Below are 20,163 nucleotides of genomic sequence, written 5' to 3'. Positions count from 1 at the left end.
CGCCTGGCCCGGTGGCACCGACGCTACCGGGCCCGCCTAGAAACGCTCCATTTTGACAAAGAACACCGTCACCGGATTACCTTGCCCAATCTGTTGAATCCCCGCAATTATCCGGACCAGACGCCCCTCCTCCAGTGCCCGTATGATCGGCGTGTAAATCTGCGGTTGCTGCTGGGCGCCATGGCGCAACCAAGCGTCAGACAGTTGCACCATGCGGTCTGAGTTCAGGCGAACGTTCGACGCGTCGCTCCAGCGCGTCAATACGTAATACAGATTGCGGGACTTCGGATGCGTGCACGATAAGTTGTACAGTCCTGCGGTGCCGCTTTTGTGTATTTTTTTAATGGCAAAGCCCTGACGCTCCAGCACCTGTAACACCGCATGCTGGGCAATGATCGGCCGAGCGTGACCGGAGCCCTCGGCAGGTTTGATGAGTACGTCGGAGGCGATCGGCGTCAACGGCACGAAATCGACCCGCTCAAGCCCCGGTGCTGTCCCCTCCCGGCCAATATTGACGCTCAATTTTTGCCGTCGCGTGAGTGGCCTGAGCATGCGAAACAGGTCGTCGGTCTGGCCCGGCGCCTCGGGAAAAGGTGGCAGCCACTCATCCAGGGTTGCGCGAATGTTCAGCATGCGGGTGGCAGTCATCGAACGGCCGGTGTCGGCTATTTCCAGAAGGCGTGTGGTGACGAAATAGCGGCTGGCCGGCGTCAGGTCGGGAAAGGCGTCGCCAACGTAATCCGCAATGGGCCGGGTGAAGAGCGGCGCGCGTGGGGTCCATAACTGATCGGCGCCAAAGGTGGCCGGGATCGGCTGCTCGCGCGGGCCAGGCAGCATCCAACGCGTTAACTCATCCCTGATCGCTACAGGAAGCAACTCGGGCTGCTTTAAAAATATGATGCCCGCTGGAGCCGTCGAACCATTGGGCAACAATTCATAATATTTATCCCCAAACCTGACCGCGTCGTAGGGCCTCTCTCCCTGAATACGATACAACCTCCGTGACGGCGATATTTCCTGGATTCCAGGCCCCTCCAACCCTTGGCCCCAGGCTTGCCAATGACTGGAAGCCAACGGCGGTTGCCGGGCCAGGCGCTCGGTATGTGGCACAACCGGGGCAACCCATTCACTCCCTACCCGCGGCGCTTCCCACGGCCGATAGATCCCGGAACTGGGCCCGGGGCGGGGTTCGGGCGCATCGGCTCCCAGCAATCGCTCGCCGGATTGCTCCACGTACAGCAGCAGCTCGTCCTGGCCTTCGTTGTGGTTATTTTTCAGCCGCAGGGTTTGTTCAGAATTACGACGGTACACCGGGTACGCGGAATCCCCATCGAGGATAAATTGCTCGCCGCCCTTGACGTAGCTGCCCTTGTTGACCGGTCCATGCAATGTCACGGCCTCCTCGACCACCGGTGGCTTCTTGAACGCGTCCAACCCTTTGAGGTTTCTGACCGGGGATGGCAGACGCAGGTTACCAACACCACCGTCCAGCAGCCATTGGCGGTGTCTGACCCGGGTTAGCAGCGCCCCCAACCTGGGGCTGGCTTTGCCCTGAGGCGCCAAAGACAGGGCCACATCAGCCACCAGCACCAATGCCGCAAAACCGGCGGCCACCGCATCCGCCGGGTCGCCACTGTGGTGAGCACGGCGGGCGGCGAGCAACAGCTCATACAGATTGACCCCGATACTCACGCCCGGAACAAACGATAACAAGCCCCGCGCACGCGCCGCCGACTGTTCGTCGAGGCGCAGCTGACGGTAGTCTTGCAGCGCACGGCGTGAATTGGCCATGGCTCGCACCTCCCGGTGCAGGCCCAGCAATTGGCCATGGGCAAGGATTCGCACCATGTCGCTGCCCGTGGTGCGGGTGATACCCAGCCACTGCCGGGGATCCTGTTCGAGCTGCTCGCCAATCTCCCGTTCAATTTCCGCCAGCGTCGTGGCCGGTTGCTGGCGGCGCAGCGCGAACCAGCGCTTGACCCCCTTGTAGGCCCACATCAGGCTGGCAATCAATGGCTGCGCAAAAGGCACATTGACGTGCTGGGCCGCCGAGCGCCAGTCAAGCGTCCACGGCAAGGGACTGACCGGCACCGGGTAACTTGCCAGCGCTTCCTCTTCCCACCCCGGCGCAATCTGCAGCGCCAGCGCCGCTCGGTTTTCCGGACGCGCCGCCACCGCCATCAACACCTGCAGCGCCGCGGTGAGGCTGGCATGCTCGGTCAATGGCGCATGGCCCTTGACTCGGGGCCAGTAGAGTAGCGTCGCAGCCGAGGTGAGGTCATGGATCAGCAGCATGCCCATGACATGCCGAGGCTGTTTCAGCGTCAGGGCCGCCAGGTGCACGCAACACAGTTGCAGCGCGTGACCGTCCTTGTGCAGGTCCTGCGGTGCGCGCGCGGCCAGCGCGCTGGCAAACAGGCGTTGGCCCGCCGCACTCAGGCCTTGTTGAGTGGCACTGAACAAGGCCAGGCGTGCCTGTTGGCTCAAGGGCCGTTCGGCCAGCCCCGGCGGTAACGCAGGCGCCTGGTCCTTCGCGGGGTAAAAGGCCCGGGTCACCAATTGCTCGTACTGCCCTGCCACATCCAGGCTGGAAACCAGTTCGATCAACGCCTTGGCCGGCAAGCGCCTGGCCCACTGCTCACTCAGGTAGCGGCTGTAGTGCAGGCGCAGCCCGGTCCAGGGCGCCTCTGCATCAAGATTCTGTAATGCCAGTTGCAACAGGCTGTAGGTGCTGCGTTGCGGGCTGACCACCACCCGCACCCCGGAATCTCCCGCCGGCCGTTGAGGGTGAGACTGCCAATGGCTACTGACATCGTCGGGCATGTCGAGGAAGGGTTGGTCGATATCCAGCTGCGGGTAAAGCCCGTCCCGGCGCAGCCGCTCAATCAAGGTGCTGCGCGCAAAGGCTTCCAGGCTGGGCAACGCCAACGCCAACTGATGCTCAAGCACCGCGCTGCTGTCGAGGTGCTGGAGCCATTGGCGCTGATAACGTTTGCGCAATGACTGCCCAGCGCTCGCGAGCCACGCCGGCAGGGTTTTCGCCTCGGCCGCTGCCAGCCGCAGCAGGCTGATATTGGCCAGTGCCAGTGCCCGGGCGGCACTGTCCGGCACGTGTAGCTGATGCGCCAGCTCCAGGGACAACAACGTACGCGCCAACCCGACATCGCTGACCTCGCTGAACGGCCGCCCGCCGGCGTCCACCCAACGCAGGTCCTGCTGCGCACGCCGGATGCATGCCTGAAAACTCTCGGACAGGAGGTTGCCCTCTATCACCTGAAAGTAGACCAGCACCGGTGTAGCAATGCCCAGGCCGCGTACCAGCGCCCGCGCCGATTGCCGCTGGTCGCGGCCTACACAACGCCATAATGCAGAGCCATCAGGGCTTTTGAGACTGGCATCGAGGCTGGCAGAGAGATCGTCCAGGGAAGTAAACGTCTGCAATCCGCCCTCCTTGCCCGGCACCTGCAACAGCACGGGCTCCGGCAGTGCCGGCTGACTCAGGCCCTGCGGCGTGGTGACGACAAACACTCCATGCAACGGGAAAAGCGGTTGCCCGGACTGGCCAAAGGACAGGCTTAACACACGGCAACTGCGGGGCGCGTCGCCTTTGTTCAGGGCCTCATTCAGCGCCGCCAGATTGGCCTCGGTGATCAGCCCCAACCGTCGCTGCAAGTGCGCCTCGTGGAGCATGGCGTTGCGCTGCCCGCTCAACAATTGCGCAACCCGGTTATGCGCGCTTCCGGCTGGCGTCTGTAGCCAGAACTCACGCACGGCCAGTTGCGCCTCCTGGCCATCCAGCAGTGTAGAAACCACTGACACCTGCTTCTGCCATTGGGTTTGCAAGGCGATGAAGGCGTCATACGGCGGGCAGTCCCTGAGCAAATCCTTCGTGTCCAGCAACGCCAGCACACCCCGCTCATGGCGCTGCACCAGCGCCTCACGGGTTCGTACCGCCATGCCGGGATGAAGCAGCCCACAGCTGATTTCCCTGGCGCGACGCTTGTGGTCCCACACCAGCAACTGCTCGATGGCCTGGTTCAACAAAAGCGAGCCGGTGACGGGCCGCCGTGCGCGCTCCACTTGGTGCAGGCGCTGCTGCAAACTCAAGCCGGGTGATGTTCCGCCTGCACGCCGGAGATCGAGGCAGTCCCACTCGTTGTCGCCCTGGATCTGGATCTGGACCGACGCACTGTGCCGCAGGGCATCGACCGTCAGTTCAGCCCCACGGGTTACGCTGAAAGGCTGTGTTGCCCATTCATCCTGGCGGCGCAGCGGCAAGCTCGCGCGCCCGAGATCGAGGATCAGCGCCGGCAGGTCACGCTGCATGGCCGACCAACTGGCAAATTCATAAAACCCCTGGACCGCGCCGGGCAGGTAGACCACTTGCCGAAGGTCCTGGCCCGCGCCACGCCGGCACAGGTGCAGGGCGCCGCCCAGCGGCACTGCTCCCCACTGTAATTCACTGGCGTGCAACTGTTCCCAGGCGCCGCCCGCGCGCTGCCGCGCTTGCGGTGTGGGAGCATCGATCAGGCCCATGACCATGGCGAGGCCGTCGTCCGACAGCTGGCACAGGGCATGGGCCAGCAGGGCCTTATCCACCCAAAAACGGCGCTGTAACTGCACCCAGTGCTCGGTGCGCGACAACGCGCTGCCAGGCGACAAGCCCTGCCAATAGTCCACCCTTGCCGCGCTGATGCGCGCCGGCAGGTCCAAGGCATTGACCCGGTTCAGGATTTCCCGCGGGGTCAACCGTACGCTGGTGGCAGGTTCGCCCTGGACGCTCAAGCGGGTGAATTGATTGATATTGAGAGGAAACACCCGCACATGCAGCAAGGCCATGGCCCGCTCCGTCAGGCTGTCCACCCGTGCGGGCTGGCCGGGCAGCGCTGCGACGGTGAACAACAGGGTGTCGGGGTCCAGGCTGAAATGCTCACGCAGCACTCCACGGACCAGCCGCTGGATTCGCGGTGCGTGTTGCATGATCCGGCGCAGTTGCCGACCCGACTCGGTGCAGCGCCCATGGGCGGCGTGCAGGTCGTTGATAAAGCGACTGGGTGCAGGGCTGGCGTTGAGCCGGCGCATCAGGTTATGGCGGATGCGCGCCAGGTCCATCGCAGGCAGGTCCTGCCCTTCGTCCGCAGGCTCAGGTTGATCGGGTTCCGTGGTCATGTTGCCAACCGCTCCAGATGAAAACTGCGAGGGTAGGCAGTGGGTTCACCCGGAGGGCCTTACATAGATAGGGCCTGATCACCTGGCGAAAAAAAGCCCGCAGTGTGAGCGGGCGAAAAACCAACGAAGAGCTTTGGGGGTATGAAGCGAGGTGACGACTCAGCTACCGCGATAGGTGGAGTAGCTGTAAGGCGAAATCAGCAAAGGCACGTGGTAGTGATCCTGTTCGGCACTGATGCCGAAGCGCAGCACTACCACATCGAGAAACGCGGGTTCGGGCAGCTGCACACCGCGGGCGCGGTAGTAATCACCGGCGCTGAACTGCAACTGATAGACACCGCTGCGGTAGTCATCGCCCTGCAGCAGAGGTGCATCGCAGCGGCCGTCGTTGTTGGTCAGGGTGCTGACCACCAGCTCAAGCTGTGTGCCCTCGACACGGTACAACTCAACCTTGATCGCGCTTCCTGGGCAGCCATGCGCGGCGTCCAATACGTGTGTGGTCAAACGTCCCATAGCGTCTGCGCGCCTCCCGAAGTCAGTAAGTGAAAGACCGCACCTTTTCAGGTCACTGAAAAAGCCGGCGATGGCTGATTAAGACACTTTTCAAAAAAATTGTACACAATAAATTCAACAAACCCGCTTTCCGTTGCTGACGCCGATACTGTAGGAGCGAGCTTGCTCGCGAAGATCGTTAACGATAACGCAGCGCTTCAGGGTTAACGAGGCGCTCTCAGGTTTTTCGCGAGCAAGCTCGCTCCTACAGTGAAGGAGGTTTTTTTCAATTTAGCTGACCAGTCAGGCAGGTTTCTTGCAGTGCTATTCTGCAAAGACCCTGCGGAAAAAATGCAGAAATACAGGCTTACAAAGTGCACACTAAGTTGTATACAATCAGTCATCGTTGTGACGCCACCCAGTCTTTCCGCTGCCCGGCCGCCACACACACCGCTACCACGAACAAGAAGGAAGACTGCAGTGAGCGCTGACTACCCACGCGACCTGATCGGTTACGGCAGTAACCCTCCTCACCCACACTGGCCAGGCAAGGCCCGTATCGCCCTGTCGTTCGTACTCAACTACGAAGAAGGTGGTGAGCGCAACATCTTGCACGGCGACAAAGAGTCGGAAGCCTTCCTGTCCGAAATGGTCTCGGCGCAACCGCTGCAAGGCGAGCGCAACATGAGCATGGAATCGCTGTACGAATACGGCAGCCGGGCCGGTGTGTGGCGCATCCTCAAGTTGTTCAAGGAATTCGATATCCCGCTGACCATCTTCGCCGTGGCCATGGCCGCCCAGCGCCACCCGGACGTGATCCGCGCGATGGTCGCCGCCGGCCACGAGATCTGCAGCCACGGCTACCGCTGGATCGACTACCAATACATGGACGAGGCCCAGGAGCGCGAGCACATGCTCGAAGCGATCCGCATCCTCACCGAACTCACCGGTGAACGCCCACTGGGCTGGTACACCGGGCGCACCGGTCCCAACACCCGGCGGCTGGTGATGGAGGAAGGCGGTTTCCTCTACGACTGTGACACCTACGACGATGACCTGCCCTACTGGGAACCCAACAACCCGACCGGCAAGCCGCACCTGGTGATCCCCTACACCCTGGACACCAACGACATGCGCTTCACCCAGGTCCAGGGTTTCAACAAGGGCGACGACTTTTTCGAATACCTGAAAGACGCGTTCGATGTGCTGTATGCCGAAGGCGCGGAAGCACCGAAGATGCTCTCCATCGGCTTGCACTGCCGCCTGATTGGCCGCCCGGCACGCCTGGCCGCCCTCAAGCGTTTTATCGAATACGCCAAGGGCCATAACCAGGTGTGGTTCACCCGCCGCGTCGACATCGCCCGTCACTGGCATGACGTACACCCTTTCCAGGGAGCCGCCAAATGACAGCGTTCCAGACCTTGAAACCCTCGACCCTGAGCCGCGACGAATTCGTCGCAGCCTTCGCCGACATCTACGAACATTCGCCATGGGTGGCCGAAAAGGCCTTCGACCTGGGCCAGGACGCTTCGATCGACGAGATCGAAACCCTGCACCAGCGCATGAGCGACATCCTATTGAGCGCCGATCACGCAAGCCAACTGGCCCTGATCAACGCTCACCCGGACCTGGCGGGCAAAGCGGCCGTCCAGGGCCAGTTGACCGAAGCCAGCACTAATGAACAGGCTGGCGCCGGTATTCACCAATGCACGGCCGAAGAGTTTTCTCGCTTCACCGAGCTGAACGACGCCTACAAGGCCAAGTTCAAGTTTCCCTTCATCATGGCGGTAAAAGGCAGCAACCGGCATCAGATCATCAAAGCGTTTGAAACGCGCATTCACCACTCGGTGGAAGCCGAGTTCAAATGCGCGCTGGCCGAGATCAATAAAATCGCGTTGTTCCGATTACTGACCCTTTAGCAGACCTGGCCCGAGCGGTTCATGAACGCCCAGGGCCTGGCGAGCATCCCAAGCCACTTACTTTAAGGCAGACAAGAAGAATGAAAGCTTACGCCGTACCTTTCGAGAAGTTCGTCAACCTGGCCGACGCCCGCCTGGGCACCAAGATCATCTCTGTCACCGATGACTGGTTCGCCGACGCCAACCGCCTGTTCCAGCCGACCCCGGCCGTGTGGAAGGAGGGCGTTTTCGATGACAACGGCAAGTGGATGGACGGCTGGGAGTCGCGCCGCAAGCGCTTCGAAGGTTACGACAGCGCGGTGATCCGCCTGGGCGTACCGGGTTCGATCAAAGGCGTGGACATCGACACTTCATTCTTCACCGGCAACTTCCCGCCATCGGCGTCCCTGGAAGCCTGCTTCCTGGCGTCCGGCGAGCCGGATGACAACACCCAATGGGTTGAAGTGCTGTCGGCTGTGGAGCTGCAAGGCAACAGCCATCACTTCCACGAGATCAACAACGACCAGGCCTTCAGCCACCTGCGCTTCAACATCTACCCGGACGGTGGCGTGGCCCGTCTGCGTGTGTACGGCATTCCGTTCCGCGACTGGTCGGCGGTGGGCGACAACGAACAGGTGGACCTGGCTGCTGCATTGAACGGCGGCCGCGCACTGGCCTGCTCCGATGAACACTTCGGGCGCATGAGCAACATCCTCAACCCGGGCCGTGGCATCAACATGGGCGACGGCTGGGAAACCGCACGTCGTCGTACGCCGGGCAATGACTGGGTGATCGTCGCACTGGGCCACCCGGGCGAGATCGAGAAGATCGTGGTCGACACCCTGCACTTCAAGGGCAACTACCCGGACACCTGCTCGATCCAGGGCGCATTCGTGAAGGGCGGCACCGACAGCCAGATCGAAACCCAATCGCTGTTCTGGCGCGAACTGCTGCCGGCGCAGAAACTGGAAATGCACGCTGAACACACGTTTGCCGAGCAGATCAAGGCACTGGGCCCGATCACCCACATTCGTCTGAATGTGTTCCCGGATGGTGGTGTGAGCCGCCTGCGGGTTCTCGGTAAGGTCTCGAAGTAAGCGGTGAACCTGACCCGATCGTTCACACGCTCTGCGTGGGAATGCATACCGTGACGCTCTGCGTCACAAGAGCGGACGCAGAGCGTCCAGGGCGGCGTTCCCACGCAGAGCGTGGGAACGATCCAACACAGAATCCGGATAAGAAGACAGCCATGCGCACACTGATGATCGAACCCCTGACCAAAGAAGCCTTCGCCCCTTTCGGAGACGTTATCGAAACCGATGGCAGCGATCACTTCATGATCAACAACGGGTCGACCATGCGCTTTCATAAACTGGCGACAGTGCAAACCGCCACGCCAGAAGATAACGCGATCATCAGCATCTTCCGCGCCGACGCGCAGGACATGCCGCTGACCGTGTGCATGCTGGAACGACACCCGCTGGGCAGCCAGGCTTTCATACCGCTGCTCGGCAACCCCTTTCTGATCGTGGTCGCGCCACTTGGCGATGAACCTGTATCGGGCTTGGTCCGCGCCTTCGTTACCAACGGCAGGCAGGGCATTAATTACCATCGCGGCGTCTGGCACCACCCGGTGCTGACGATCGAAAAGCGGGATGACTTCCTGGTGGTTGATCGCAGTGGCACAGGCAATAACTGCGATGAGCATTTTTTTAAAGAGGATGAGCGGTTGATCCTCGCCCCCCACCAATAAGAGAAGGTCTGATCACTCGACGACAGAGTGACAGGCGAGAGGTAAAGACTGTGGAAGCACATTTGATGGAATGGCTGAACCTGAGCGTGCGCTGGGTTCACATGATCACTGGCGTCGCCTGGATCGGCGCTTCGTTCTACTTCGTCTGGCTGGAAAACAACCTCAACCGCGTCAACCCCAAGGACGGCCTCGCCGGTGACTTGTGGGCGATCCACGGTGGCGGTATCTACCACCTGGAAAAATACAAACTGGCCCCGCCGACCATGCCGGACAACCTGCACTGGTTCAAATGGGAAGCCTATTTCACCTGGATGTCCGGCATCGCGCTGCTGTGCGTGGTGTTCTACGCCAACCCGACCTTGTACCTGCTGGCCCCGGGCAGCAGCCTCAGCGGTCCGGAAGGTGTGTTGCTGGGCCTCGGCTCGCTGCTGGCCGGCTGGTTCATCTACTCCTTTCTGTGCGACTCGGCACTGGGCAAGCGCCCTGCCCTGCTCGGCCTGATCCTGTTCGTGCTGTTGATTGCCGCTGCGTACGGCTTCAGCAAAGTGTTCAGCGGCCGTGGTGCGTACCTGCATGTGGGCGCCGTGATCGGCACCATCATGGTGGGCAACGTGTTCCGCATCATCATGCCGGCCCAGCGTGCGCTGGTGGCGGCCATCGCCGAAAACCGCACACCCGACCCGGCACTGCCGGCCAAGGGTTTGCTGCGTTCGCGTCATAACAACTACTTCACCTTGCCGGTGCTGTTCATCATGATCAGCAACCACTTCCCGAGCACCTACGGCAGCCAATACAACTGGCTGATCCTCGCAGGTATCGCGGTGGCGGCGGTGTTGGTGCGTCACTACTTCAACACCCGTCACAACAGCCAGAAATATGCCTGGACCTTGCCGGTGGGCGCACTGGCGATGATTTGCCTGGCCTACGTGACCGGCCCAAAACCGGTGGCGACTGCACCGGATGTGGCCAAGGCACCGGCGGCCATCGAGTACCAGCCGTTGCCGGAAACGGCGCTGGGTGGCGGGCTTAAACCGGCTGCACCCGCGGCACCTGCACCGGCGCCTGCCGAAGCAGCACCGGCCCAGGCCTCGATTGATTTTGACAAGGTCCATGGGGTGATTCAGGAGCGCTGCGCAGTGTGCCATTCGGCCAAGCCGACAAGCCCGCTGTTCAGCACCGCACCGGCCGGGGTGATGTTTGATACGCCGCAGCAGATCCAGCAAATGGCCCCGCGCATCCAGGCACAGGCCGTGGCCAGCCAGATCATGCCGCTGGGCAATATCACCCAGATGACCCAGCAGGAACGGGACTTGATTGGCACCTGGATCACTCAGGGGGCGCGTACCAATTAATCATCGGCCCCCTCCCCTGTAGGAGCGAGCTTGCTCGCGAAAAGCTCAAGGCCAACGCGCTCAACCTGGATGCGCGCGTTATCGTTGACGACCTTCGCGAGCAAGCTCGCTCCTACAGGGATCAAGGGCAGCTCTACCGGCAATTGAATGCCGAACAACACAACAATAAAAAGATCCGAGGTGTTGCATGTCCCAGCTAGAAACGCAGACTCTTGCCGCGCCCGCCATGGTGCGGCTGCCCCTCTTGCAACTGATTCTGGTAGGCCTGCAACACGTCTTGCTGATGTACGGCGGCGCCGTCGCCGTGCCTTTGATTATCGGCCAGGCCGCAGGCTTGAGCCGTGAAGAAATCGCCTTCCTGATTAACGCCGACCTGCTGGTGGCGGGCATCGCAACCATGGTCCAGTCATTCGGCATCGGCCCGGTGGGCATTCGCATGCCGGTGATGATGGGTGCCAGTTTCGCCGCAGTCGGCAGCATGGTCGCCATGGCGGGCATGCCCGGCATCGGCCTGCAAGGGATCTTCGGCGCGACCATCGCCGCCGGCTTTTTCGGCATGCTGATCGCGCCGTTCATGTCCAGGGTCGTGCGCTTCTTTCCACCGCTGGTGACCGGTACCGTGATCACCGCCATTGGTCTTTCGCTGTTTCCCGTCGCGGTCAATTGGGCCGGCGGCGGCGCGGCGGCGTCCACGTTCGGCTCACCGATTTACCTGACGATTGCCGCGCTGGTGCTGGCCACCATCCTACTGATCAACCGTTTCATGCGCGGCTTCTGGGTGAATATCTCAGTGTTGATCGGCATGGCCCTCGGCTATGGGTTGTGCGGGATGATCGGCATGGTCGACCTCAGCGGCCTGGCCCAGGCACCGTGGGTGCAAGTGGTGACGCCGCTGCATTTCGGCATGCCGAAGTTCGAGTTGGCGCCGATTCTGTCGATGTGCCTGGTGGTGGTGATTATCTTCGTCGAGTCCACCGGGATGTTCCTCGCCCTGGGCAAGATCACCGGCCAGGAAGTCACGCCGAAGATGCTGCGTCGTGGCCTGTTGTGTGATGCCGGCGCGTCGTTTTTTGCCGGCTTCTTCAACACTTTTACCCACTCCTCGTTCGCGCAAAACATCGGCCTGGTGCAGATGACCGGTGTGCGCTGCCGCTCGGTAACGATCATGGCCGGGGCGTTTCTGATTGTGCTGAGCCTGCTGCCCAAGGCCGCGTACTTGGTAGCGTCGATTCCGCCCGCAGTGCTGGGCGGCGCGGCGATTGCCATGTTCGGCATGGTGGCGGCCACCGGGATCAAGATCCTCCAGGAAGCCGACATCGCCGACCGCCGTAACCAGTTGCTGGTGGCGGTGAGTATCGGCATGGGTTTGATCCCGGTCGTACGTCCCGAGTTCTTTGCACAGTTGCCGCTGTGGATGAGCCCGATCACTCACAGCGGCATCGCCATGGCCACCCTCAGCGCGCTGTCGCTGAACCTCTTGTTCAACATTCTGGGCGGCGCCGAACGCGCGGCCGCAAGCGCTCACGCACACCCACATTGATTCCTGCGTCACAACAAAAACAATAACGATCAGGGAATACACCATGCACGCCATTCACCCGGGGCCGGCCACGCGCCGTGCCCCATTCTCGCCCCGCGCGCGCTGTAACGGCGCACTTGAGCACCGGCCTCGGAGTCAGTATTCTCGGCGCCCGCTCAAATCGACTCAAAAAAAAACAGCGAATGTAAAAGCTGACTGCAAGGCCAACTTATCCGGGCCCCAAGTCCGCAGCCAACGTGTGCAAAAACTCTCCGAATTCGACTGTGTTCATCACAGCCGACGGGGATTTTTTGGCTTTTTAAACACCTTGGCGCAGCTCTTGCTAAAAGCATTAAAGCTGACCGAACAGACGATTTTTGCGGCAAGCAAAAAGACGCCACACCAGAGCGTCCGCTTAGAAAAAAAACCAGAAACCTTTACCTCGGGAGCAACCGAATGAAACGTACTGTGAACAGCCTGATGCTGGCGGGATCCCTGCTGGCCGGGGGCCAGGCCATGGCCGGTGATCTGCTGCAGTGGCAGAACAACAGCCTGACTTATCTGTGGGGCAAGAACTTCACCGTTAACCCGCAGATCCAGCAAACCGTGACCTTCGAACACGCCGATGCGTGGAAGTACGGCGACAACTTCTTCTTCCTCGACCGCATCTTTTACAACGGCAAGGAAGACGGCAATGTCGGCCCAAGTACTTACTACGGCGAGTTCAGCCCACGCTTGTCGTTCGGCAAGATCTTCGACAAAGACTTGTCGTTCGGCCCGATCAAGGACGTGTTGCTGGCGTTCACCTACGAGTTCGGCGAAGGCGACAACGAGTCGTACTTGCTCGGCCCGGGCTTCGACCTGGCAATCCCTGGCTTCGACTACTTCCAGCTGAACTTCTACCAGCGCCAGACCGAAGGCAATCGCCCGGGTGATGGTGTGTGGCAGATCACACCGGTGTGGTCGTACACAATCCCGGTGGGCAACTCCAATGTGCTGATCGACGGCTTTATGGACTGGGTCGTGGATAACGACAAGAACGCCCGTGGCACTTACCACGCCAACCTGCACTTCAACCCACAGATCAAATATGACCTGGGCAAGGCGCTGCATTGGGGCGACAAGCAGCTGTATGTCGGTATCGAATACGACTACTGGAAGAACAAGTACGGGATCCAGGACAGCGGCGCGTTCGAGACTAATCAGGATACGGCGAGTTTGCTGGTGAAGTACCACTTCTAACCACACCGCCTATCCCCTGTGGAATCGGTTTATGTGGGAGCGGGCTTGCTCGCGAATACGGTGGGTCAGTGACTTACTTTGCTGACTGACACTGCGCATTCGCGAGCAAGCCCGCTCCCACACAAGCCCGCGCCCACATTTAGTTCGGTGTCAGGCCTAGAAACCGCTGCAACTCTTCGCGCTTGGCCAGCGCATCCCGCCTTCCCAGTTCGATCAATTCGCTGCAATACCCCGCCTCGAACAGCAGGTAACTGAGCACGCCCGCCCCGCTCGTTTTGGTCGCCCCCGGCCCACGCAGAAACAGGCGCAATGCCGCCGGCAATTCCTGACGATGACGCGCCGCGATTTCGTCGATCGGCTGGCTTGGTGCGATCACCAGCACCTCTACCGGCGCCAAACCCTGTATCGCCGCATCGGCAGGCAACACATGACTGAACTGGTTCAGGCGCTCAAGCAATTCAATATCACTTTCCAGGCTGTCGATGAACGTGCTGTTGAGCATGTGCCCACCGATCTGCGCCAAAGTCGGCTCCTGGCCGGTGAAGGTCCGTGCCGGGTTCGAAGGGTCGTTGCCGCGCGGGTTGCCACTGACGCCCACCACCAGCACCCGGCTGGCTCCCAGGTGCAGCGCGGGACTGATCGGTGCCGATTGCCGCACTGCACCGTCCCCAAAATATTCCTGATCGAGTTTGACCGGCGCAAACAGCAACGGAATCGCCGAGCTGGCCAGCAGGTGTTCAACGGTCAGTTGGGTGGGAATGCCGATACGCCGATGGCGCAGCCAGGCGTCGATGGTGCCGCCGCCCTGATAAAAGGTCACGGCTTGCCCGGACTCGTATCCGAAAGCGGTGACGGCCACCGCATGCAGGTGTTTGTGGCGGATCGCCTCGTTGATACCTTCCAGGTGCAGCTTGTCACGCAACAGATCCCGCAGCGGCGAACTGTTGAGCAGCGCCACTGGCACCTGCGCACCCATCCCCAGCAGGCTGTGGATAAGGAAACGACTGGCCTGGCTGATCACTCCGGGCCAGTCACTGCGCAGCACCAGGTGACTGCGAAAGCCTTGCCAGAAGGCGGTCAGGCGCTGGATGGCGGCGGTAAAGTCCATGGCGCCACTGGCCAGGCTCACCGCATTGATCGCCCCGGCCGAGGTGCCGACAATCACCGGAAACGGATTGGCGGCCCCCGGCGGCAACAGCTCGGCAATCGCCGCCAATACCCCCACCTGATAGGCGGCCCGCGCCCCGCCGCCGGAAAGAATCAAGCCTGTGACCGGTTCAGCTGGGCGCATTGCATCACTCCAGGGTGCTTGGGGACTTCAGATCAATGACGGCGTTTTTCGTACAGCTTAGGCTCACCCGGTGGCCGGCTCTTGAAGCGGCGGTGGGTCCACAGGTATTGCTCGGGGCACTCGCGCACGGAAGCCTCGACCCACTGGTTGATGCGCAGGCAGTCGATCTCGTCGGATTCACCCGGGAAGTCGGTCAGCGGCGGATGGATCACCAGGCGATAACCGCTGCCGTCGGCCAGGCGCTCCTGGGTGAACGGCACTACCAGCGCCTTGCCCAGGCGTGCGAACTTGCTGGTGGCAGTGACGGTGGCGGCCTGAATACCGAACAACGGCACAAAGATACTTTGCTTGGCGCCGTAGTCCTGGTCCGGTGCGTACCAGATTGCACGGCCGGCCCGCAGCAGCTTGAGCATGCCGCGCACGTCTTCACGCTCTACGGCCAGGGAATCAAGGTTGTGCCGCTCGCGGCCTCGGCGCTGGACGAAATCGAACAACGGGTTGCCGTGTTCGCGGTACATGCCGTCGATGGTGTGCTTCTGCCCGAGCAAGGCGGCGCCGATTTCCAGGGTGGTGAAATGCAGGGCCATGAGGATCACGCCCTTGCCTTCCAACTGAGCCTGCTTGAGGTGCTCCAGCCCTTCGACATGCGCCAGGCGCGCGAGGCGCGGCTGGGTCCACCACCAGCTCATGGCCATCTCGAAAAAAGCGATGCCGGTGGAGGCAAAGTTTTCCTTGAGCAAATGTTTTCGTTCTTTGGCGGATTTTTCCGGGAAGCACAGTTCCAGGTTTCGCGCGGCAATGCGTCGACGTTCACCGGCCACCCGGTACATTCCCGCACCCAGGACACGGCCAATCCCCAGTAAAGCCCGGTACGGCAACTGCACAACCAGCCACAGCAAACCGAGCCCCAGCCATAGCAGCCAGAAACGCGGGTGAAAAAATACAGCTCGAAAACGCGGGCGATCCATTAAAGATTCCGGTAAAGACAACGGCCGCGCATTCTACAACGGTTCGACCCGGCTTGCGGCTAGCGGATGTTCTCGTTATAAGTCTCGACACTTTTCGTGACAAGCCGCTTTGCCGACCATGAGCCAAACCGAACCGCTAGACCAAGATCCCGTGTTCCAGTTGAAAGGCAGCATGCTCGCCATTACCGTGCTGGAACTGGCCCGCAATGACCTTGACGCCCTGGACCGCCAGCTCGCCGCCAAGGTCGCCCTGGCGCCGAACTTCTTCAACAATGCGCCGCTGGTACTGGCCCTGGACAAACTCCCGGCCGGCCAGGGCGCTGTCGACTTGCCCGGGTTGATGCGTGTGTGCCGCCAGCATGGCCTGCGCACCCTGGCGATTCGTGCCAGCCGCATCGAAGACATTGCCGCGGCGATCGCTATTGAACTGCCAGTACTGCCGCCGTCGGGTGCTCGCGAGCGTCCGCTTGACCCGTTGGTCGGCGAAGAGAAGAAAAAACCCGAGAAACCGCCGGAGCCGACGGTCAAGCCGACAAAGATCATCACCTCTCCCGTCCGGGGCGGACAGCAGATTTACGCCCAGGGTGGCGACCTTGTGGTCATCGCCCCGGTAAGCCCGGGGGCGGAACTTCTTGCCGACGGAAACATCCATGTATACGGCCCCATGCGCGGTCGTGCACTGGCCGGCATAAAGGGTGACACCAAGGCCCGTATTTTTTGCCAGCAGTTGACCGCTGAGCTAGTGTCCATCGCAGGCCAGTACAAGGTTTCGGAAGATTTGCGCCGCGATCCGCTGTGGGGGGCCGGGGTACAAGTCAGCCTGTCGGGCGATGTGTTGAACATCATCCGTCTTTAACGGATACTGCCGCATTTTCCAAGCATCTCTAGACTCTGATAGCACAGCGAAACCGGCAATACTTGTGTAGGAATAATTGAAAGCTGGCGTTTCCCCTACGGAAACCACATCTTTTTCCTACAAAGGCTGTCCGCCTGCAGCGAGTATCAAGAGATGTTTTTCAGGGACTGAACGTCCTTTTTCCTTAGGGGTGAAACACCTTGGCCAAGATTCTCGTGGTTACATCCGGCAAGGGTGGTGTGGGTAAGACCACCACCAGCGCCGCTATCGGTACCGGCCTCGCTCTGCGCGGCCACAAGACAGTCATCGTCGACTTCGACGTCGGCTTGCGTAACCTCGACCTGATCATGGGCTGCGAACGCCGCGTGGTGTACGACTTCGTCAACGTGGTCAACGGCGAAGCCAACCTGCAACAGGCCCTGATCAAGGACAAGCGCCTTGAGAACCTGTACGTGCTGGCCGCCAGCCAGACCCGCGACAAAGATGCGTTGACCAAGGAAGGCGTAGGCAAAGTCCTCGCCGAACTGAAGGAAACCTTCGAATACGTAGTGTGCGACTCCCCGGCGGGTATCGAAACCGGCGCTCACCTGGCGATGTACTTCGCTGACGAAGCCATCGTCGTGACCAACCCGGAAGTGTCGTCGGTACGTGACTCGGACCGCATGCTCGGCCTGCTGGCCAGCAAGTCCCAGCGCGCCGAGAAAGGTGAAGACCCGATCAAGGAACACCTGCTGCTGACCCGCTACAACCCTGAGCGCGTCAGCAACGGCGAAATGCTCGGCGTTGAAGACGTCAAGGAAATCCTCGCCGTGACCCTGCTGGGTGTGATCCCGGAATCCCAGGCCGTCCTGAAGGCATCCAACCAAGGTGTGCCGGTGATTCTTGACGACCAGAGCGACGCCGGCCAGGCGTACAGCGATGCAGTTGATCGCTTGCTGGGCAAGACCGTGGAACATCGCTTCCTCGATGTTAAGAAGAAGGGATTCTTCGAGCGTATCTTTGGAGGCAACTAAACAATGAAATTTCTCGACTTCTTTCGCGCCAACAAAAAGCCAAGTACCGCGTCGGTAGCGAAAGAGCGTCTACAGATCATCGTGGCGCACGAACGCGGCCAACGCAGCACCCCGGATTACCTGCCAGCCTTGCAGAAGGAACTGGTGGAGGTGATCCGCAAGTACGTCAATATCGGTAACGATGACGTGCATGTCGCCCTGGAAAATGACGGCAGCTGCTCGATTCTGGAACTCAATATCACCCTGCCTGATCGTTGATCGAAAAGGCGGTCGCCACGGCGGCTCGGTTACTGGGCTTCTGTAGCAGCGAGCTTGCTCGCGAAGGACGTTAACGATAACGCGCTCATCCTGAATGAGCGTGTTGTTCTTGAGTCTTTCGCGAGCAAGCTCGCTCCTACAGGAACTTCGGCAACCCAGCCGCCGTTGGCGTTTGTTACGAGGCTGTTTTAATGCCGTTGTCCAATGTCCACATCCTTCATCAGGACGCTGCTGTCCTGGTGGTGAACAAGCCTACCCTGCTGCTCTCGGTGCCCGGTCGCGCCGACGACAACAAGGACTGCCTGATCACCCGCCTGCAGGAAAACGGCTACCCCGAAGCCCGCATCGTCCATCGCCTGGACTGGGAAACGTCGGGCATCATCCTGCTGGCCCGCGACGCCGACACCCACCGTGAACTGTCGCGCCAGTTTCATGACCGGGAAACCGAAAAAGCCTACACCGCACTCTGCTGGGGCCAACCGGAACTGGACAGCGGCAGCATCGACTTGCCATTGCGCTACGACCCGCCGACCAAGCCACGGCACGTGGTGGACCACGAGTTCGGCAAGAACGCGCTGACCTTCTGGAAAGTCCTGGAACGATGCGGCGACTGGTGCCGGGTTGAGCTGACGCCGATCACCGGCCGTTCACATCAACTGCGTGTGCACATGCTGTCCATCGGGCATCCGTTGTTGGGCGATGGCTTGTACGCCCATGAGCAGGCCTTGGCTGCCTGGCCGCGCCTGTGCCTGCACGCCAGCATGTTGAGCTTCACCCATCCCCAGAGCGGCGAGCGCCTGCGCTTCGAGTGCCCCGCGCCGTTTTAACCTGTAAACGCAATTAAAATGTGGGAGCGGGGCTTGCTCGCGAATGCGGTGGATCAGTTAGCTCATTCAGCAACTGACACACCGCATTCGCGAGCAAGCCCGCTCCCACATTTGTTCTGTGCACTTATCCCGTCGGACGGTAAACTCGCGCCATTGCTGTCTGGAGCTACTTATGCGCGAAGAGTTGAACCAAGGCCTGATCGACTTCCTCAAGGCCTCCCCTACCCCATTCCATGCCACCGCCGCCCTTGCACAGCGCCTGGAAGCAGCCGGTTTCCAGCGTCTCGACGAGCGCGAGACCTGGGCCACCGAGGCCAACGGTCGCTACTACGTCACCCGCAACGACTCCTCGATCATCGCCTTCAAACTCGGCCGCCACTCGCCCCTGCAAGGCGGTATTCGCCTGGTCGGTGCCCACACCGACAGCCCGTGCCTGCGGGTCAAGCCACAGCCTGAACTGCAACGCCAGGGCTTCTGGCAACTGGGTGTGGAAGTGTACGGCGGCGCGCTGCTGGCGCCTTGGTTCGACCGCGATCTGTCCCTGGCCGGCCGCGTGACCTTCCGCCGTGACGGCAAGGTAGAAAGCCAGTTGATCGACTTCAAGCTGCCCATCGCGATCATCCCCAACCTGGCCATTCACCTGAACCGAGAAGCCAACCAGGGTTGGGCAATCAATGCCCAGACCGAGCTGCCGCCGATCCTCGCGCAATTTGCCGGTGACGAGCGTGTGGACTTCCGCGCGGTGCTTACCGAACAACTGGCCCGTGAACACGGTTTGAACGCCGACGTGGTGCTCGACTATGAGCTGAGCTTCTACGACACCCAGAGCGCCGCGGTGATTGGCCTCAACGGCGACTTTATCGCCGGCGCCCGCCTCGACAACCTGCTGTCGTGCTACGCCGGCCTGCAAGCCCTGCTCACCGCCGAAACCGACGAAACCTGCGTGCTGGTGTGCAACGACCACGAAGAAGTCGGCTCGTGCTCCGCCTGCGGTGCCGACGGCCCGATGCTGGAGCAAACCCTGCGTCGCCTGCTGCCCGAGGGTGATGAGTTCGTACGCACTATCCAGAAGTCGCTGCTGGTGTCTGCCGACAACGCCCACGGCGTGCACCCCAACTACGCCGAGAAGCACGACGCCAACCACGGCCCGAAACTCAATGCCGGCCCGGTCATCAAGGTCAACAGCAACCAGCGCTACGCCACCAACAGCGAAACCGCCGGGTTCTTCCGCCACCTGTGCATGGCCGAAGAAGTGCCGGTGCAGAGCTTTGTGGTTCGCAGCGACATGGGTTGCGGCTCGACCATTGGCCCGATCACCGCCAGCCACCTGGGCGTGCGCACCGTGGATATCGGCTTGCCGACGTTTGCCATGCACTCGATTCGCGAGCTGTGCGGCAGCCACGACCTGGCGCACCTGGTGAAGGTGTTGAGTGCGTTTTACGCGAGTCGTGATTTGCCTTGATCGTCTGACCTCCTGTAGGAGCGAGCTTGCTCGCGAAAATCGCCAACGATAACGTGGGCATCC

General features: G+C 61.1%; 17 protein-coding genes. 13 read left to right on the top strand and 4 right to left on the bottom strand.

Translation table 11 applies throughout. The annotated features are described in order from the left end of the window. Nucleotides 1-36: 36 nt before the first annotated feature. Together ACUN0G_RS08405 and uraH are read right to left on the bottom strand one after the other, a co-directional pair. The gene (locus ACUN0G_RS08405; RefSeq protein ID WP_445573104.1) at nucleotides 37-5,169 is read right to left on the bottom strand and encodes a dermonecrotic toxin domain-containing protein; all 5,133 of its coding nucleotides are present in this window, start codon (nucleotides 5,167-5,169) and stop codon (nucleotides 37-39) included. A gap of 159 nt (nucleotides 5,170-5,328) precedes the next feature. After that, nucleotides 5,329-5,682 (bottom strand): hydroxyisourate hydrolase, encoded by a 354-nt coding sequence (gene uraH, locus ACUN0G_RS08400; RefSeq protein ID WP_445573103.1) that lies wholly within the window; start codon nucleotides 5,680-5,682, stop codon nucleotides 5,329-5,331. 459 nt (nucleotides 5,683-6,141) lie between these two features. Between uraH and puuE the strand changes: the two genes are divergently transcribed. From puuE to ACUN0G_RS08360, 8 genes are all read left to right on the top strand, one after another. Beyond that, nucleotides 6,142-7,068: an allantoinase PuuE gene (gene puuE / locus ACUN0G_RS08395; protein ID WP_445573102.1), complete on the top strand. Its 927-nt coding sequence runs from the start codon at nucleotides 6,142-6,144 to the stop codon at nucleotides 7,066-7,068. Beyond that, a complete protein-coding gene (gene uraD, locus ACUN0G_RS08390) occupies nucleotides 7,065-7,580 on the top strand; it encodes a 2-oxo-4-hydroxy-4-carboxy-5-ureidoimidazoline decarboxylase (RefSeq protein WP_445573101.1) in 516 nt (171 codons plus the stop codon). Before puuE ends, uraD begins: the two co-directional genes overlap by 4 nt. Nucleotides 7,581-7,660: 80 nt before the next feature. Beyond that, the gene (gene alc, locus ACUN0G_RS08385; protein WP_063032007.1) at nucleotides 7,661-8,656 is read left to right on the top strand and encodes an allantoicase; all 996 of its coding nucleotides are present in this window, start codon (nucleotides 7,661-7,663) and stop codon (nucleotides 8,654-8,656) included. 152 nt (nucleotides 8,657-8,808) lie between these two features. Continuing rightward, entirely contained in the window at nucleotides 8,809-9,312 is a 504-nt protein-coding gene (locus ACUN0G_RS08380) for an ureidoglycolate lyase (RefSeq protein ID WP_017479983.1), read from the top strand. 50 nt (nucleotides 9,313-9,362) lie between these two features. Beyond that, complete coding sequence (locus ACUN0G_RS08375) at nucleotides 9,363-10,664, top strand: urate hydroxylase PuuD (protein WP_087694785.1); 1,302 nt, start codon at nucleotides 9,363-9,365, stop codon at nucleotides 10,662-10,664. A gap of 187 nt (nucleotides 10,665-10,851) precedes the next feature. Then, the gene (locus ACUN0G_RS08370; protein WP_445573100.1) at nucleotides 10,852-12,204 is read left to right on the top strand and encodes a nucleobase:cation symporter-2 family protein; all 1,353 of its coding nucleotides are present in this window, start codon (nucleotides 10,852-10,854) and stop codon (nucleotides 12,202-12,204) included. 43 nt (nucleotides 12,205-12,247) lie between these two features. Beyond that, on the top strand, nucleotides 12,248-12,643 hold the full coding sequence (locus ACUN0G_RS08365; RefSeq protein WP_421553336.1) for a hypothetical protein: 396 nt from the start codon (nucleotides 12,248-12,250) through the stop codon (nucleotides 12,641-12,643). Then, on the top strand, nucleotides 12,640-13,425 hold the full coding sequence (locus ACUN0G_RS08360) for an outer membrane protein OmpK (protein WP_258344551.1): 786 nt from the start codon (nucleotides 12,640-12,642) through the stop codon (nucleotides 13,423-13,425). Before ACUN0G_RS08365 ends, ACUN0G_RS08360 begins: the two co-directional genes overlap by 4 nt. A 139-nt stretch (nucleotides 13,426-13,564) precedes the next feature. Here ACUN0G_RS08360 and ACUN0G_RS08355 read toward each other — a convergent pair whose 3' ends face one another. Both ACUN0G_RS08355 and ACUN0G_RS08350 read right to left on the bottom strand, forming a co-directional pair. Next, nucleotides 13,565-14,716, bottom strand: a complete 1,152-nt coding sequence (locus tag ACUN0G_RS08355) for a patatin-like phospholipase family protein (RefSeq protein ID WP_445573099.1) — start codon at nucleotides 14,714-14,716, stop codon at nucleotides 13,565-13,567. A 32-nt stretch (nucleotides 14,717-14,748) separates the two neighbouring features. Beyond that, nucleotides 14,749-15,684 (bottom strand): lipid A biosynthesis lauroyl acyltransferase, encoded by a 936-nt coding sequence (locus tag ACUN0G_RS08350; protein ID WP_445573098.1) that lies wholly within the window; start codon nucleotides 15,682-15,684, stop codon nucleotides 14,749-14,751. A 118-nt stretch (nucleotides 15,685-15,802) separates the two neighbouring features. Here ACUN0G_RS08350 and minC point away from each other — a divergent pair, with 118 nt between their 5' ends. The 5 genes from minC (at nucleotide 15,803) to ACUN0G_RS08325 (ending at nucleotide 20,100) form a co-directional block, all read left to right on the top strand. Further along, on the top strand, nucleotides 15,803-16,540 hold the full coding sequence (gene minC / locus ACUN0G_RS08345; protein ID WP_017479977.1) for a septum site-determining protein MinC: 738 nt from the start codon (nucleotides 15,803-15,805) through the stop codon (nucleotides 16,538-16,540). Nucleotides 16,541-16,740: 200 nt separating this feature from the next. Next, entirely contained in the window at nucleotides 16,741-17,553 is an 813-nt protein-coding gene (gene minD / locus ACUN0G_RS08340; RefSeq protein ID WP_003209098.1) for a septum site-determining protein MinD, read from the top strand. A 3-nt stretch (nucleotides 17,554-17,556) separates the two neighbouring features. Further along, a complete protein-coding gene (gene minE, locus ACUN0G_RS08335; protein ID WP_003175252.1) occupies nucleotides 17,557-17,811 on the top strand; it encodes a cell division topological specificity factor MinE in 255 nt (84 codons plus the stop codon). A 191-nt stretch (nucleotides 17,812-18,002) separates the two neighbouring features. Further along, on the top strand, nucleotides 18,003-18,638 hold the full coding sequence (locus tag ACUN0G_RS08330; RefSeq protein WP_008432172.1) for an RluA family pseudouridine synthase: 636 nt from the start codon (nucleotides 18,003-18,005) through the stop codon (nucleotides 18,636-18,638). Between the two features lie 172 nt (nucleotides 18,639-18,810). After that, nucleotides 18,811-20,100, top strand: a complete 1,290-nt coding sequence (locus ACUN0G_RS08325) for a M18 family aminopeptidase (RefSeq protein WP_087694780.1) — start codon at nucleotides 18,811-18,813, stop codon at nucleotides 20,098-20,100. Nucleotides 20,101-20,163: the final 63 nt, after the last annotated feature.

The organism is Pseudomonas sp. 32A, from assembly GCF_052682255.1.
This window is presented reverse-complemented; position numbering and strand designations above follow the sequence as displayed.